Here is a 15,569-nt window from a genome sequence, read left to right on the forward strand (position 1 = left end):
AAAAGAACTCTTTCGAGTTCTTTTTATATATTTATGTTATTGCGTTACCTTTTGAGCTATTTCAAGTATCGTGTCGTAGTCATACATGGCCTTTAGCTCTGAGAGCGGCCTTCCCTTCATTTCACTCGATTGTGCGTAAACGTGCAATTGATCATAAAGTGTTATTGGATTATCGATAGTCATTGTATTTAACTCGCGTTGCCACTCTGGATAGACTTTATCCAAGACATCCCCAAGTACTGAACCAAGATAATACATTGCACCATTCGCAATAAAACTTGGATCCAATTTACCTTGATCAACAAATTCAATTGCTTTCGCAAAATGCGACTCATTGCCTGCTGCATCCGTCAAATATTCATATTTTTGGCCAATTCGCAACGCCGCGTGTCGGTCGATATACGTTGCAACACCTTCCAACGTTAATTTGTAGCTTTCACTGGCAACAAAATTCGAATTATTTTGTGATCTTGCCTCTTGAATTACTGCCCAATCCATAATTAACTGTTCTAATGCCGCTTTGTCTAGGTTCATATTAAGCGCAGTAATCATCGCATCATAGATATGATATTGCAAAAAGGCAAGTGCAACACCCTCTGCATTAAGAGGTACTTCGAATGAAGGAAGTCCGTTTGATCCATCGGGCCAATTGCGTTGAATCGTATAATGAGTATATTCATGCATAAAGAATGAAATCGGATAGCGATTCGGTTCCGAGTTTTGAATTGCAATATCACCAGATGTGTACTTAATATAGAAGACATCGTGATAACGATCTACCGTATGGTGTGTATCAAAAGAGGGGAAATTTCCTATTGAGAGATTTAGAAACCAGGTTGACGGATTTAAAGTCGCAAATCGGCGAAGGGTTCCTTCAGAAGTCATGATTGATTGCGTACCCGCTTGATTCAGTCCCTGGAGATCATTCATGTTAAAGCCGTAGGCGTTATTAAACCATGCTGACTTATCAACAAAGATTACTGGTTTTTCTGTCAGGGTAAAGTCATCCCAAATTGGGTCTTCGGCCTCGCTACGCTGAAGCTTAAAATAGTTTTGAATGAGTTCCTGATTCGTCCTACTCAGTGCCTCAAATTCGGTATTTATGTTCTTATTCATAATCATATTTAAACTGAAAATGAATATAATGATAATTAGTGCGATTACAAGTCGCCTTAGATTCTTTTTCATCGATGCTCCTAACTTTTTTTTCAATTATAGCATGTTGCTTTAATTTTCATCTAACATTACTGTCATAAAAAAAACACGTTAAACGTGTTTTTAGTATTTGAGAAGTGCTTGAACACCCGGTTTTTGAATATCATTAAGCCCCATTACATTTTTGAGCACATTGGCTTTAAAAACTTTTTTACCATTCGCTTTGATTTTTAACTTGCAATACAAGATACCGCGTTTCGCGATTAACGACGTATTTTCATCAAGTCTATAGGTTTCCACACTGGAAACTTTTAATGAAAATGCATTCAAACTAATAATTATTACCACTGATGGCTCCAAGAGAATTATTTTGGGTGACGCTGTTATCGCAAATGCCTTTTGTTGAATTGCATAAACAACATTTGAGCTAACACCTGGTGTACCGTATGTCGCCTGGAGCTCACCAATATATTTCTTATCGAGTTTCAATTTCATATTCCATTTCCCCCTGTTTACTAGTGTTATTATACTCACATCAAAGCAAGGATTCAAATGTATTTTTGCTTATTTTATGGCAAACTCACAAAAAAAAAGACACCCTTTCGGATGCCCTTTTGATACATCAATTATTTTTTGATGTTGAAGAATGTTTTTGCACCTGAGTATTTAGCAGCTGCTCCCAATTCTTCCTCAATACGGATTAATTGGTTGTATTTTGCTAAACGGTCTGTACGTGACATTGATCCTGTTTTGATTTGACCTGCGTTGAATGCTACTGCGATGTCAGCGATTGTTGCATCTTCTGTTTCTCCTGAACGGTGTGAAACTACTGATGTATATCCTGCACGTTTCGCCATTTCCATAGCGTCAAATGTTTCTGTTAATGTACCGATTTGGTTAACTTTAATAAGAATTGAGTTTCCAATTCCTTTTTCGATTCCTTCTGCAAGGATTGCTGGGTTTGTTACAAATAAGTCGTCACCAACGATTTGTACACGATCTCCGATACGCTCTGTTAGACGTTTCCATCCATCCCAGTCACGTTCTCCAAGTCCATCTTCGATTGATACGATTGGGTATTTTTCAATAAATCCTTCGTACATATCGATCATTTCATCAGATGTTAAGACTGCTCCACCTGATTTGCTTAATACGTAAACACCTTTTTCTGTGTCATAGAATTCTGAAGCAGCAACGTCCATTGCTAAGACAATGTCAGTTCCTGGTACATATCCAGCTTTTTTGATAGCTTCAACGATAACTTCTAATGGTTCTTCATTTGATGCTAAGTTTGGTGCAAATCCACCTTCGTCCCCAACAGCTGTAACATGACCCTTAGCTTTAAGAACTGATTTAAGAGCGTGGAATGTTTCTGCTCCCATTTGGATTGCTTCTTTGATATTTTTTGCGCTAATTGGCATAATCATGAATTCTTGGAAATCAACGGATGAGTCAGCGTGTGATCCACCATTGATAACGTTCATCATTGGAACTGGAAGTTCTTTTCCATTGAATCCACCTAAGTATTTGTAAAGTGGCATTCCATAGAAATCAGCAGCAGCATGTGCAGCAGCCATTGATACACCTAAGATAGCGTTTGCTCCAAGTTTTGACTTGTCTTTTGTACCGTCTAATTCGATCATTGTTAAGTCAAGTAAGTTTTGGTCTGTAACGTCAAATCCGATTAATGCGTCAGCAATAATTTCGTTTACGTTTTCGACTGCTTTTAAAACACCTTTTCCGTCGTAACGTGATTTGTCTCCGTCACGAAGTTCTAATGCTTCACGTTCACCTGTTGATGCACCTGATGGTACCATAGCGCGTCCGAAAGCACCTGAATCTGTTGCTACTTCAACTTCAATTGTTGGGTTACCACGTGAGTCTAAAACTTCACGAGCGTGGATATCGATAATAAATGGCATATTAATATGTCCTCCTCTTTATTGATTATCTAATTATTTAATTGCATCAATGATTGCTTTGAATGAGTCAACTTCCAATGAAGCACCACCAATTAAAGCACCATCAATGTCTTCTTGTGACATGTATTCTGCAATGTTATCTGGTTTTACAGATCCACCGTATTGTACACGTACTTTGCTTGCAACATCATCACCGAAGATGTTACGAACTTCATCACGAACTAATGCACATGTATCTTGTGCAATTTCAATTGTTGCACTCTTACCTGTACCAATAGCCCAAACTGGTTCATAAGCGATTACTAAGTTTGATACAGCTTCTGGAGCTAATCCAGCTAATGTACCAGCAACTTGTTTACGAACTACTGATTCGGTTTTACCAGCTTCAAATTCAAATAATGTTTCTCCAACACAGATGATTGGTGTCATTCCAACTTCAATAACAACTGCAGCTTTTTTATTGACTTCTTCATCTGTTTCGTTGAAGTATTGACGGCGTTCTGAGTGTCCTAAAACAACCCATTTAACACCAATTTCTTTCAACATTTCGACTGAAACTTCACCGGTGTAAGCACCATTTGGTGCCCAGTGTACGTTTTCAGCAGCAACGTGAATGTTTTTCGCAGCATTTACAGATGTGTGTAATGCTGTAAAAGGTACTGCAACACCAAAGTCAGCTTTGTCTGTTGCGAATGCATCAACACCATCAAAGAATGATTGTGCTTGCGCATTTGTTTTGTTCATTTTCCAGTTTCCGAAGATAATTGGTTTTCTCATTTTTTATTTATCCTGAATTGCAGCAATTCCTGGCAATTCTTTTCCTTCCATAAATTCCAAGCTTGCACCACCACCTGTTGAGATGTGAGTAATTTGGTCTTTAAATCCTAATTGAATAGCTGCGGCAGCTGAATCACCACCACCGATAACACTTAAGACTTCTGGAAGTTCTGTAATTGCTTTACATACTTCTAATGTTCCATTTGCGAATGCTTCAAATTCGAAGACTCCCATTGGTCCATTCCATACTACTGTTTTAGCGCCTTGTAATTCATTTTTGAATAGTTCGATTGATTTCGGTCCGATATCGAGCCCCATCATATCTGCTGGAATAGCATCTGCTGATACAACAACTGGTGTTGCATCGGGTGCAAATTCAGCGGCAACGACTGTGTCAATTGGGAGAATCAATTTATCTCCAGCTTTTTCCATAACTGCTTTCGCAACGTCAATACGATCCATTTCAACAAGTGATGTTCCGATTTCGCGTCCCATTGCTTTGTAGAATGTGTAAGCCATTCCACCACCAACGATAACTTTATCTGCAACATCAAGCAAGTTTTCAATAACATTGATCTTATCGCTAACTTTAGCTCCACCTAAAATCGCTACAAATGGGCGTTTTGGTGCATAGATTGCTTCTGTTAAGAATTTAACTTCTTTTTCCACAAGGAATCCAAGTGCTGAAGGTAAGTGATTTGCAATACCTACAGTTGATGCGTGAGCACGATGTACCGATCCAAATGCATCTGTTACAAAGAGATCCCCCAATCCTGCCCAGTACGTTGCAAGATTGTCATCATTTTTGCTTTCACCTGCTTCATAGCGTGTGTTTTGCATTAATACAATGTCACCATCGTTCATTGCTGCAACAGCGTCTTCTAATTCAATTCCGCGTGTTACAGGAACAAAAGTAACGTTTGTTTCAGGCATTAACTCTTGTAAGCGTGTCGCTACTGGAGCCATGTTGTTTTTAGCTTTGTCAGCTTCTGTTTTTTCAGCGTCCTTATGGTTTACTTTCCCCAAGTGTGACATAAGAATAACTTTTGCGTTATTTTCTACCAAGTATTTGATTGTTGGTAATGCACCATTGATACGGTTGTCGTCTGTAATGACGCCATCTTTTAACGGAACGTTAAAGTCTACACGTACAATGACACGTTTGCCAGCAACATCCAAATCTGTGACAGTTCTTTTTGTCATAATTGCCTCCTTATATACGTTGACTATTATAGCAAATAAACACTGGATAAACAATGATATCAACACCTCTTGTTCTCGTTTTCACAATAGTCTTATAATTTGTCACCTATATTTTGACTGGTTGCGAAATGTTTCAATTCCATCACAAAAAATACCGCTAAGCGGTATGATTGACGACAATATCTTGTTCGATCATTGTCAAGATTCGATAGAGACGGGCAAACACCGCTTCAATACCATAAACTGCTTTATAGATTTGCCGTTTGGTATGATTGACTGTTGTTGCATCAAATCGTTGAAGAATTCGATAGCTTGCATCATATTGATAAGTTAGCGCATTCGCATAATGACACCGTTCAAATTCATTTTCGACGGCTTCCAACAGTGGCATTAATGTTTCCACTTCAACTTTTAAAATTTTAATAATGTTCTTGGCTTTCACATGTTGTGACGAAACCGTATAGGTAATTGCATTTAAGCGGTATGCCGGTTTTTGAAGTAACGTCTCGATTTCAAAGAGACGTTCTGCAGCTTTATCAATGATAGCCAAATTAAATGGTTCCATGAAATCACCTCGTGCATCTATTATATCACAGAAAAAAAGCAGACTATTGTATAACATAGCCTGCTTGGATTATTGCTTGTTTTGCACTGTGAATGACATCGTTCGAGCCACTTACCGTGACACTACTTGTCGCTGTACTGATTGTGAATTCAATACGCGTATTTTCGAGTTCGTATTGTACTTTCTGACGATCTTCTTCAGTTGTTAATCCTTTAACAAAAATTATATGTTTCATTCAAACACCTCTTAGTGCCATTGTACGTTTTTATGACACAATTTTCAATGAAAGCATTTTGAAATGTGCTTAATGCTTCACTTTGAATTTGCGAAGACGCAGTGCATTTGTAACAACAGACACGGATGAGAATGCCATCGCGGCTCCAGCAATCATTGGGTCTAATAACGGTCCGTTGAAGAGGAGTTTGAAGAGTCCCATTGCAAATGGAATCCCAACAACGTTATAAGCAAATGCCCAGAACAAGTTTTGTTTAATATTGCGCATTGTCGCTTTACTTAAAGCAATCGCATTTGCGACGTCCTTAATGTTATCACGCATCAAGACAACTTTCGCTGACTCAATGGCGACATCCGTTCCTGTTCCCACAGCAATTCCTACATCACTTTGAACAAGTGCAATGGCATCGTTGATTCCATCACCGACCATCATTACTTTTTCTCCGCCTTCTTGCAGGTGCTTAATATTAGATGCTTTTTCATCGGGTAAAACTTCTGCTAAAACATGAGAGATACCAATTTGATCGGCGATTGCTTTTGCCGTATCTTTATGGTCACCTGTCATCATCACAACATCAAGCCCCATTTTTTGTAACGCAGCAACTGTTTCAATCGCTTCATCTTTAATCGTATCCGCAACGGAAACAACACCGACAACACGATGATCTAACGATACAATCATAGCTGTCTTTCCAGACTTCGCAAATGTATTGACGTCATTTTGATAAGCGGATATATCATTGTCTTGCTCACGCATTAGGTTTTCATTTCCAATATAGAGTGGTTTCCCTTGATAGAAACCTTGCACCCCACGACCAACCAACGCCTCAAAACCTTCGATATCTTCATAGACAACATTGAGATCTTCTGCACCTTTGACTAACGCTTGTGCTAAAGGATGTTCAGACATGCGCTCAATTGACCCTACAATTGTCATCAAGGTTACATCATCAAGGTCATGAGACACGATATCTGTCACCACTGGTTCACCATATGTTAATGTTCCTGTCTTATCAAAAACAACTGTACGAATATGAGATGCTTCTTCTAATGATTCTGCTGATTTGATGAAGATACCATTTTGTGCACCAACACCCGTTCCAACCATAATTGCGGTTGGGGTTGCTAATCCTAATGCACATGGACATGCGATAACAAGTACTGTTACAAACACAGTCATACTTAATTCAACATCACCAGAATAGAAGTACCAGAATACTCCAGAAATAATTGCGATTGCAATCACGATTGGCACAAATATACCCGATACCTTATCGACCATTTTCGATATCGGCGCTTTTTCGTTTTGAGCATTCTCAACAAGTTGAACGATTTTCGCAAGTGCAGTATCTTCATTACTTACAGTTGCTTCAACGATCATTCGTCCATTTATATTCATGGTTCCCATTACAACATTATCACCAACAACTTTATCAACTGGCATACTTTCACCAGTTAGCATCGCTTCATCGACACTACTGTGTCCTTCAACAACAATTCCATCCATTGGAATCGATGATCCGGGTTTTACGACTAAGTGATCACCAATACTAATTTCGTCACTGTCAATCTCGACCTCAACGCCATCTCGCAAGAGAATCGCTGTTGCAGGTTTCAAATTTAGAAGTGCTTTGATAGCAGATGAAGTTTTTGCTTTACTCATTGATTCGAAGTATTTACCAAGACTAATAAGCGCTAAAATAACAACGGCTGTTTCTAGGTATAGATGGTGAGCATAACTTGCATCACCCATGAAGATACGAGCGGTTCCATAGAAACTGTAGACAATGGCTGCCCCTGTTCCAATGGCTACCAAGGTATCCATATTTGGAGAACGTTTCATTAATGTTTTAAATCCACGAATAAAGTAACCACGGTTAACCCATACCACAGGAATTGTGATTGCCCATTGGAATAAGGTATAACTTAATGGATTTTTCATCATATCGACGAATGCAGGTTGTGGTAATTTTATTGAGAACATTTGCCCCATTGTTATGTAGAGCATAATCGCACCTAATATTAATCCAACAATAACTCCACGACGTTCTTTACGTTGTGCTTTGATAAGTGTGTCATCATCTTCAATCACATCGTCCATGCGAACCGCACCATAGCCTTGTCCTTTGATTGTTTCAATAATATCGAAAAGCTTCACTTGATTGGGATCATATTCAATGTGAGCACGTTCCATAAGTAGATTCACGGTTGCTTTTTCAATTCCCGGAACCGCACTCAGTGCACCTTCAACGTTCGCAACACATGATGAACATGTCATATCTGTAATTTTTAGGTCTACACTTTTCGTTAATACTTCTTCAGCAACACCATAGCCACTGTCTTCGACAGCTTTGATAATGGTTGCTTCTAATACATCATCATTCATGGTCACTGATGCTTTATTTGTTACCAGGTTCACATCGACTGCCTCAACACCCGCAACCTTCGAAATTGCTTTTTCTACGTGTAGTTGGCATGAAGAACATGTCATCCCTGTTATTTCATATGTTTTAGTACTCATAGTCTTTCCTCCAAGATGGTGGATTATTGTGCTGAATAACCACTTTCATTAATAGCTGCAATGATTTGTGCATCGGTAACAGATACATCGGCTTTAACTTTCGCAATGCCTGATGCAAGATCAACATCGACTGCTTCAACTCCCGCAATATCTTGTACAGCATGTGTTACGTGTCGGACACAGCCTCCGCATGTCATTCCTGTTACTTTAAATTCTTTTTCCATGGTAAATCCTCCTTGGTTTAATATCGTTTACATTTGTAGTCTATCATTGTTTTTTGGGAATTGCAAGAGTTTGACTTCAAATAGTTTACATTTGTAATCAAAATCAAAATGCGCACACAAAAACGCGAACACGGGGGGTTGTGTTCGCGTCTCGTACCCTACTTAAGGATACTCTAATTATAATCTATCTTTGCTATAATGCAAAAGAAGTTTGCACAATTCACAAAATTTTAATATCTTTTACAAATACATCTGTTTTATAAAGGTAGCAATAACCCCATTTAAGTGGTTTTCTAACGCAATATCTAGCAGTAAAAAAACTCTTTGCTTTAACGTATTAAATCCAAAGAGTTTTTCAATCCTTCTTAAATTTACATTTTATCTTGTTTGCTGCGACTAATCTCTTCTTCACTGCGGTCGATTTCATCATTTCGTCGCGCTGATCGATCAAGTAAATACATAAGCAGTCCAAAACCGATGACCACTAAAAGTATTGACGTAAATTGACCCGAAGACATTCCAAAGATACTATTTTCCTTCTTTGTTGTTTCTGCAAAGACGACACTATAGGGTGAAGTGTAAAGCCCAACACTGATAACACTCACAACCGCTAATCCCTTCATGAGAAGCGATTTCAAAACAAATTTCCCATTTTTTGTCATGTTTCCCTCCTATGACAAGTGGTGCATTCATTTTAAAGATATGATGCACGCACCATCTCTGTATTGATACATTTATTATAATGTATTGTGTGTTTATTGTCACTTTTGATGAATTGTTTTGGATGGATGTGCATTATTATCCTTATAAAATCAATTGGGTTAAATTCAACTGCGTTGTTACTTTTTAAAAGTTTTCATCAGGTTCCTGACATTGAATCCTACCACAAACATTCCAACCATCATAAACATGATATCAGCAAGTTTTAGGCGGTTCGATACATCCAAAAAAAGGATCGTAAGTCCGAGATTTGTAAGAAGCAATCCGGCTACAATGTAGACTCCATATTGGACTTTACGAAATTTACTGTGTTCAGGTACTGTAAAGGTACTCACGATGAGAGCGAGAAAAATACCTGTGACCATTAAGATGATGCTTGCGATAATTGCAGGTGATAGGTCCATCAGGTGTACCTCCTTGTATTTCTATAATATAGGAGGCACATAAAATACTCAACACTGAAACAAAAAAAGAGTAGCTTACGCTACTCTTAGAATGTAATGGTGGATGCTGTATCCAACGCAATTTCCATCATTTTAGTAAATGACAATTGTCGTTCTTCAGCTGAGGTAACTTCGGAAGTTACAAATGAATCTGAAATTGTTAGGATACATGCTGCATGTTTACCTAATTTTTGTGCATTTGCAAATAATGCGAATGATTCCATTTCAACACATGATACACCGTGGTTATCACGAAGTTCTTGCCATGTTTCACCAGAGTCACGGTAGAATACATCACTTGAGTGTACACGATCTTCTTGCATTGGAATTCCAAGTTTAACGGCACTTGCGCGCAATGATTCGTTAACTTTTGCACTTGGTTTCAAAGTATCTTCTTCGTAACCGAAAGCGACTTTCGCAAAACTAGACTCGCTATACGCACTGTCTGCCATGATTACATCGTAAACATTAAGTCCTTCTTTGTATGAACCTGCTGAACCAATACGAATGATTGCTTCAACGCCAAATTGTGTATAAAGTTCATAGGAATAGATACCAATACTTGGTTGTCCCATTCCTGAACCCATGACGGATACTTCTACCCCATTGTAAGTTCCTGTATATCCAAACATATTACGAACTTCGTTAAATTGCTTTACATCCTTTAAGAAAGTTTCTGCAATAAACTTTGCACGTAATGGATCTCCTGGCATAAGTACAACTTTTGCGATTTGTCCTTGTTCTGCATTAATATGTGGTGTTGCCATCTATTGTCCTCCTGACATCATCTATTTTCATTATACATGAAAGTGGCAATAGATATAAGACTAACGTTTCACATCGTTCATAAAATACTGTGTTAAAGGTGCATATCCCATTTTCTCATAAATTCGAGCGGCATTGGGGTTATCGTAGAAGAGCACTCCTTGTTTCCCAGCTGCATACAAGTCATCACTTAACTTTTTGACAACTTGAGTAGCATACCCTTTTTTACGAGCAGCTTCTAGAGTTGCGACACCGACAATCATCGCACTAAATTCTGTCTGAGCAACATAGCTTGCGACTGTCACCACATTACCATCTTCAATGAATCCGTAAACAACTCGTTCCCCGGATTCAATGCCGGTTCGAATACGATCGATATCGCGACTTTCTTCGCTCGCAAAAGCTTGTGTTTCGATGTGCGCAATTTGTGCTGCATAGGTCGAATCCAACTTTTGAACCAAATGTGTATCTACATCAAAATCGTTGGGTGTATAAACCGACATGGTTGTTGGGCGAGGTTCTTGAATGTAAGGCAAAATATGGTCGCCCAATAAGTCCATGGTTGGCTTCGTAACCATGATTCGTTTAAAGGGTAAGTCTTTATATAATTTGTCGATCATTACAATCAGTGAATCTTGAATCTCTGTAGCATAGATGTGGATCGAATCATCTCGAAAACGAAAGATCACGCCAATAAGTTCCCCATCTTTATAATCACCATAATATGTTTGAATCGTATCATCAAATCCAAAAGCATCTAAGTCACCGATGAGGAAGAGATTATAGTGAGGTTCAACGGCTAAGAAAGCTCGCAATTCTGCTTCATTTTCTTGGTTTAATTTCTTCATAATATCCTCCTTTTTGATATTTATTACAGTGATTATAGCACGTTAAAGGATTGTTGCAACAGTTTTCAGAAAACGAATAAAAATTGTTTCAATCCAATTAAAAACACGATGACAAAATCATCGTGTTTTATGTTTGATTAACTATTCGCCATAATATGCTTGTTTTAAGATTGTACGCATATCTTCAACCATTGGAAGACGTGGGTTACATGGTGAACATTGATCTTCATAAGCAAGGTAAGCAATTTCTTTTTCGTATTTGAGGAATTCTTTCTCATCAACACCTTGTGCTTTAAGATTCATTGTGACACCACAACGCACTGCGAGGTCGTGGCATGCTTGAGCATAGCTTTCAACACCTTCTTCAACAGTATCTGCTTTTAATCCTAAGATTCGTGCAAGTTCTGCATAACGTTCGTGTGCACGGTAGACATTATATTTTGGCCATAATGATGGTTTTTCTGGATGGGTTCCGTTATAACGAATTACATGTGGCATCAAGATTGCGTTGATACGTCCATGAGGTACGTGGAAACGTCCTCCGATTTTGTGAGCCAATGAGTGGTTCATTCCTAAGAATGCGTTCGCAAATGCCATACCAGCCATTGTTGATGCATTATGCATTTTTTCACGTGCAATTAAGTCATTTTTACCATCATGAACACAACGTTCGAGGTATTCAAAGACCATCTTAACCGCTTGAATGCAAAGTCCATCTGTATAATCGTTTGCAAAGTTTGATACAAACGCTTCTGTAGCATGAGTCAAGACATCAAGTCCTGTATCTGCAGTAACAGATGCTGGAAGGTTTGTCGTAAAGATAGGGTCAACGATCGCAACGTTTGGAACCATTGAGTAGTCTGCAAGTGGATATTTTTTGTTTGCCACTTTGTCAGTAATAACCGCGAACGGGGTTACTTCACTACCTGTTCCTGATGTTGTAGGAATACATACCATTTGTGCTTTTTGTCCTAAGTCTGGATATTTAAAGGCACGTTTACGGATGTCGATGAATTTTTGTTTAAGGTCATTGAAGTCTGTATCTGGGTGTTCGTAGAAGATCCACATACCTTTCGCAGCATCCATTGGTGACCCACCACCCAAAGCAATAATCGTATCAGGTTGGAATGATTTCATCATCTCAACACCCTTACGGACTGTTTCGATTGAAGGATCTGGTTCAACATCGGCAAAGAGTTGAATATCAACACGGTTTGCACGCAGGTTTAATTGTTCTGTAATTAAGTTTGCAAATCCAAGATCGACCATGGATTTGTCTGTGACGATGAAGACACGTTGCACATCACGCATCTCTTGAAGGTAACGAATTGAGTTACGTTCGAAATAAATTTTTTGAGGAACTTTGAACCATTGCATATTATTATTTCGTCTCCCTACTTTTTTGATGTTTAAGAGGTGTACGGCACCCACGTTATCACCAACAGAGTTATGACCATATGATCCACATCCAAGTGTTAATGAAGGGATAAAGTCGTTATAAACATTTCCGATACCACCAAATGTTGATGGTGCATTCCAGATAATACGGATTGCTGGAATCGCTTCTCCAAATTGTTCTGAAATTTCTTTTGATTTCGTATGAATCGCTGCAGAGTGACCCATTCCATTAAATTCAACCATTTGACGTGCTAATGTGATTCCTTCGTCTGTACTCTTTGATTTAAGAACTGCAAGAACTGGTGACAATTTTTCACGAGTCAAGACTTCTTTAGGTCCAACTTGAGTACATTCAGCGGCAATAATAACTGTATTTGAAGGGACTTTAATGCCTGCTTGCTCCGCAATCCATGTTGCATCTTTACCAACAACATTTGGATTTAAGACTGCATCAGCATAGTTCTTATCAGTTGATGCGACGCCAAACATGAATTTTTCAATTTTTTTCTTTTCTTCTTTGTTAATGAAGTAGACACCGTATTTTTTGAAACGTTCTACAGCTTCATCATAAACTTCCGTATCGATGATAACAGCTTGTTCTGATGCACAGATCATACCATTATCGAAAGCTTTTGAAAGTGCAATATCGTTAACAGCTTGTGGAATATCCGCTGTTTTTTCAATATATGCTGGAACGTTACCTGCTCCAACACCTAACGCCGGTTTACCACATGAGTATGCTGCACGAACCATTGCGTTACCACCAGTTGCTAAGATTGTTGCGACACCTTCGTGGTTCATCAATTCGTCTGTTTTTTCTTTCGATCCACGTTCGATCCATTGAATGCAATCTTTAGGAGCTCCAGCGGCTACAGCTGCGTCACGAATAACTCTCGCTGCTTCAACACTACATCTTTGTGCTGATGGGTGGAATGAAAAGATAATTGGATTACGGGTTTTTAATGAAATTAAGGATTTAAACATTGCTGTTGAAGTAGGGTTTGTTACCGGTGTAATACCACAGATAACACCAACTGGATCGGCAATTTCTGTAATACCTGTTACATCATCGTCGCTGATAATGCCAACGGTTTTTAGATGGCGCATGTGGTTAATAACGTGTTCACATGCAAACATATTTTTAGTTGCTTTATCTTCAAATACACCACGGCCTGTTTCCTCAATAGCCACTTGTGCAAGGTAACCGTGTTGGTCAACACCTGCAACACTTGCTTTCGCAACGATGTAGTCGATTTGTTCTTGATCGAGCTTTAAGAATTCTTCTAATGCCTTTTGTCCTTTTGCAACGAGTTCGTTTACCTCATTGTCAATGACTGTCTTTTTGTCTGTCATAAAGTTCTCCTTGTTATTTCTTTCACATTGTTAGTATATCGTTGTTTCAGGTTCCTTGCGAATGTTTGCAAGCTTATTTGATTAATAATTTGACATAAAAAAATAAACGCTTTGTGTAAAGCGTTTACATTGTGAAATAATTAACTAACTTTGGTAAGTTTAGGATTTCGCATCGAATTTCGTTGCACATTTTGGACATTTTACTTCGATTTTTCCACGACCTCGGGGTACGCGCATTTCGGTTTTACATTCAGGACACTTTAAATATTTGTATTTTGGCAAGTCTTTGATACGTTGTTTTACTTTACGAACCATCGCACGCCACTTATGCCATAAATAGAGATACGCCTGATTCTCTTGGAATCGTTTGGTCGTTTGCTTAGAAAACATTCGGTAGTAAACAAAAACCATAATCCCTACCCATACAAAGATAAGCCAATTAATGTTGAAAATCATACTTAGTAGCGCAAGTACCAACGAAAAGTACAATAAGTGTGTATTTAACTTATCCGTTCCGTATCGACCGCGCATAAATTGCATAAATTTTTGTCTCATATAAATCTTAACGAATAGCTATACGATTTATCCGTATTTGCCTCCAATTCTTCAATTGCGTATTTTTCCTCAAGTTTGCCACTTGCATCAATTCTATCGGTAATACCGATCCATGGTTCGATGCAGATGAATGGTGAGAGTGCGTCGTCAACAACAGATGTCCAAAGTCCCACAAAATTGAAGCCTGGGAAATCGGCACGAACCGTATCACCATTTCGTTTATTGACAAGCTCCACCGCATCAACATTCGTATAGATGATTGCGTCATTCTTAAAGGCATCAAAGGTTACTGCGACTGGATTCAGTATTTCCATCGGAATTGCTTGATCAACATGTCCTTTTGTTAAGGTCAGTTCACTCACATCTTTTTGGGCATCGAATCGGAATTCATAATCACCATCAGCATCCAATGCAAAGGCAGGATGGCCTCCAATACCGTAATACATTGTTTTAGTATCTTTATTAAAGACTTGCCATGTAATGCTTACAACGTCTGCAATTAAACTGTACGTAATCACAACAGCGTGTTCAAACGGATACACCGCCAACTTCGAACCCTTGCTTTCGTATTGGAAACTTACTGAGGATGCGTCATTGCTAAGAACCTCAAACTGTTGGTCACGCAAGAATCCATGCTGGGAAAGCTCATATTTTTGACCATCATAGACATAAAAGCCATCTTTTACGCGTCCAACGATCGGAAACAAAACCGGAGAAACGCGTCCCCAGTACTTGGCATCACCCCGCCACATGTATTCACGTTCTTTAACTTTATGGTAGACGGATCGTAACTCAGCTCCCATTGGGTTAATCGTTACTTTTAAAATATCATTTTCTAGTAGTATCATCATTCACCTCTGTCATAGGAGCATTATAGCATAATTCG

16 protein-coding genes are annotated in these 15,569 nt (G+C 38.7%); all 16 read right to left on the reverse strand.

Annotated elements, in window-relative coordinates; translation table 11 throughout:
• Positions 1-36 precede the first annotated feature (36 nt).
• The 16 genes from GVV22_RS06680 to GVV22_RS06755 all read right to left on the reverse strand — a co-directional run bounded on the left by GVV22_RS06680 (position 37) and on the right by GVV22_RS06755 (position 15,531).
• Positions 37-1,188, reverse strand: coding sequence for a hypothetical protein (locus GVV22_RS06680; RefSeq protein ID WP_159649360.1), 1,152 nt, complete (start codon positions 1,186-1,188; stop codon positions 37-39).
• A 90-nt stretch (positions 1,189-1,278) separates the two neighbouring features.
• Positions 1,279-1,650, reverse strand: coding sequence for a hypothetical protein (locus GVV22_RS06685; RefSeq protein WP_159649361.1), 372 nt, complete (start codon positions 1,648-1,650; stop codon positions 1,279-1,281).
• 131 nt (positions 1,651-1,781) lie between these two features.
• Positions 1,782-3,077, reverse strand: a complete 1,296-nt coding sequence (eno, locus tag GVV22_RS06690) for a phosphopyruvate hydratase (RefSeq protein ID WP_159649362.1) — start codon at positions 3,075-3,077, stop codon at positions 1,782-1,784.
• A 33-nt stretch (positions 3,078-3,110) separates the two neighbouring features.
• Positions 3,111-3,854 carry a triose-phosphate isomerase gene (gene tpiA / locus GVV22_RS06695; RefSeq protein WP_159649363.1) on the reverse strand — a complete coding sequence of 248 codons (744 nt, stop codon included), beginning with the start codon at positions 3,852-3,854 and terminating at the stop codon, positions 3,111-3,113.
• 3 nt (positions 3,855-3,857) lie between these two features.
• Positions 3,858-5,057, reverse strand: a complete 1,200-nt coding sequence (locus GVV22_RS06700; RefSeq protein WP_159649364.1) for a phosphoglycerate kinase — start codon at positions 5,055-5,057, stop codon at positions 3,858-3,860.
• A 157-nt stretch (positions 5,058-5,214) separates the two neighbouring features.
• Positions 5,215-5,622 carry a hypothetical protein gene (locus tag GVV22_RS06705; protein ID WP_159649365.1) on the reverse strand — a complete coding sequence of 136 codons (408 nt, stop codon included), beginning with the start codon at positions 5,620-5,622 and terminating at the stop codon, positions 5,215-5,217.
• Positions 5,623-5,665: 43 nt separating this feature from the next.
• Positions 5,666-5,857 carry a copper chaperone gene (locus GVV22_RS06710; protein ID WP_159649366.1) on the reverse strand — a complete coding sequence of 64 codons (192 nt, stop codon included), beginning with the start codon at positions 5,855-5,857 and terminating at the stop codon, positions 5,666-5,668.
• Positions 5,858-5,926: 69 nt separating this feature from the next.
• Entirely contained in the window at positions 5,927-8,377 is a 2,451-nt protein-coding gene (locus GVV22_RS06715) for a heavy metal translocating P-type ATPase (RefSeq protein ID WP_159649367.1), read from the reverse strand.
• Between the two features lie 23 nt (positions 8,378-8,400).
• On the reverse strand, positions 8,401-8,601 hold the full coding sequence (locus GVV22_RS06720; protein WP_159649368.1) for a heavy-metal-associated domain-containing protein: 201 nt from the start codon (positions 8,599-8,601) through the stop codon (positions 8,401-8,403).
• 371 nt (positions 8,602-8,972) lie between these two features.
• Positions 8,973-9,263 carry a hypothetical protein gene (locus GVV22_RS06725; protein ID WP_159649369.1) on the reverse strand — a complete coding sequence of 97 codons (291 nt, stop codon included), beginning with the start codon at positions 9,261-9,263 and terminating at the stop codon, positions 8,973-8,975.
• 177 nt (positions 9,264-9,440) lie between these two features.
• Entirely contained in the window at positions 9,441-9,725 is a 285-nt protein-coding gene (locus GVV22_RS06730) for a hypothetical protein (RefSeq protein ID WP_159649370.1), read from the reverse strand.
• Positions 9,726-9,811: 86 nt separating this feature from the next.
• Positions 9,812-10,531 carry a purine-nucleoside phosphorylase gene (gene deoD / locus GVV22_RS06735; RefSeq protein WP_159639186.1) on the reverse strand — a complete coding sequence of 240 codons (720 nt, stop codon included), beginning with the start codon at positions 10,529-10,531 and terminating at the stop codon, positions 9,812-9,814.
• 60 nt (positions 10,532-10,591) lie between these two features.
• Positions 10,592-11,377: a GNAT family N-acetyltransferase gene (locus tag GVV22_RS06740; RefSeq protein WP_159649371.1), complete on the reverse strand. Its 786-nt coding sequence runs from the start codon at positions 11,375-11,377 to the stop codon at positions 10,592-10,594.
• 141 nt (positions 11,378-11,518) lie between these two features.
• A complete protein-coding gene (gene adhE, locus GVV22_RS06745) occupies positions 11,519-14,128 on the reverse strand; it encodes a bifunctional acetaldehyde-CoA/alcohol dehydrogenase (RefSeq protein ID WP_159649372.1) in 2,610 nt (869 codons plus the stop codon).
• Positions 14,129-14,287: 159 nt separating this feature from the next.
• Positions 14,288-14,668, reverse strand: coding sequence for an MJ0042-type zinc finger domain-containing protein (locus tag GVV22_RS06750; RefSeq protein ID WP_236261934.1), 381 nt, complete (start codon positions 14,666-14,668; stop codon positions 14,288-14,290).
• 11 nt (positions 14,669-14,679) lie between these two features.
• Positions 14,680-15,531, reverse strand: a complete 852-nt coding sequence (locus GVV22_RS06755; RefSeq protein ID WP_159649374.1) for an aldose 1-epimerase family protein — start codon at positions 15,529-15,531, stop codon at positions 14,680-14,682.
• Positions 15,532-15,569 lie beyond the last annotated feature (38 nt).

The sequence above is a fragment of the Erysipelothrix aquatica genome (assembly GCF_009828825.1).
GTDB lineage: Bacteria > Bacillota_I > Bacilli_A > Erysipelotrichales > Erysipelotrichaceae > Erysipelothrix > Erysipelothrix aquatica_A.

Coding starts and splice junctions, on each gene's coding strand:
- eno (WP_159649362.1), bottom strand. CDS start 3,077: ATGCCATTTATTATCGATATCCACGCTCGTGAAGTTTTAGACTCACGT.
- tpiA (WP_159649363.1), bottom strand. CDS start 3,854: ATGAGAAAACCAATTATCTTCGGAAACTGGAAAATGAACAAAACAAAT.
- GVV22_RS06700 (WP_159649364.1), bottom strand. CDS start 5,057: ATGACAAAAAGAACTGTCACAGATTTGGATGTTGCTGGCAAACGTGTC.
- GVV22_RS06755 (WP_159649374.1), bottom strand. CDS start 15,531: ATGATACTACTAGAAAATGATATTTTAAAAGTAACGATTAACCCAATG.
- GVV22_RS06740 (WP_159649371.1), bottom strand. CDS start 11,377: ATGAAGAAATTAAACCAAGAAAATGAAGCAGAATTGCGAGCTTTCTTA.
- GVV22_RS06710 (WP_159649366.1), bottom strand. CDS start 5,857: ATGAAACATATAATTTTTGTTAAAGGATTAACAACTGAAGAAGATCGT.
- GVV22_RS06750 (WP_236261934.1), bottom strand. CDS start 14,668: ATGCAATTTATGCGCGGTCGATACGGAACGGATAAGTTAAATACACAC.
- GVV22_RS06680 (WP_159649360.1), bottom strand. CDS start 1,188: ATGAAAAAGAATCTAAGGCGACTTGTAATCGCACTAATTATCATTATA.
- deoD (WP_159639186.1), bottom strand. CDS start 10,531: ATGGCAACACCACATATTAATGCAGAACAAGGACAAATCGCAAAAGTT.
- adhE (WP_159649372.1), bottom strand. CDS start 14,128: ATGACAGACAAAAAGACAGTCATTGACAATGAGGTAAACGAACTCGTT.
- GVV22_RS06720 (WP_159649368.1), bottom strand. CDS start 8,601: ATGGAAAAAGAATTTAAAGTAACAGGAATGACATGCGGAGGCTGTGTC.
- GVV22_RS06730 (WP_159649370.1), bottom strand. CDS start 9,725: ATGGACCTATCACCTGCAATTATCGCAAGCATCATCTTAATGGTCACA.
- GVV22_RS06705 (WP_159649365.1), bottom strand. CDS start 5,622: ATGGAACCATTTAATTTGGCTATCATTGATAAAGCTGCAGAACGTCTC.
- GVV22_RS06715 (WP_159649367.1), bottom strand. CDS start 8,377: ATGAGTACTAAAACATATGAAATAACAGGGATGACATGTTCTTCATGC.
- GVV22_RS06725 (WP_159649369.1), bottom strand. CDS start 9,263: ATGACAAAAAATGGGAAATTTGTTTTGAAATCGCTTCTCATGAAGGGA.
- GVV22_RS06685 (WP_159649361.1), bottom strand. CDS start 1,650: ATGAAATTGAAACTCGATAAGAAATATATTGGTGAGCTCCAGGCGACA.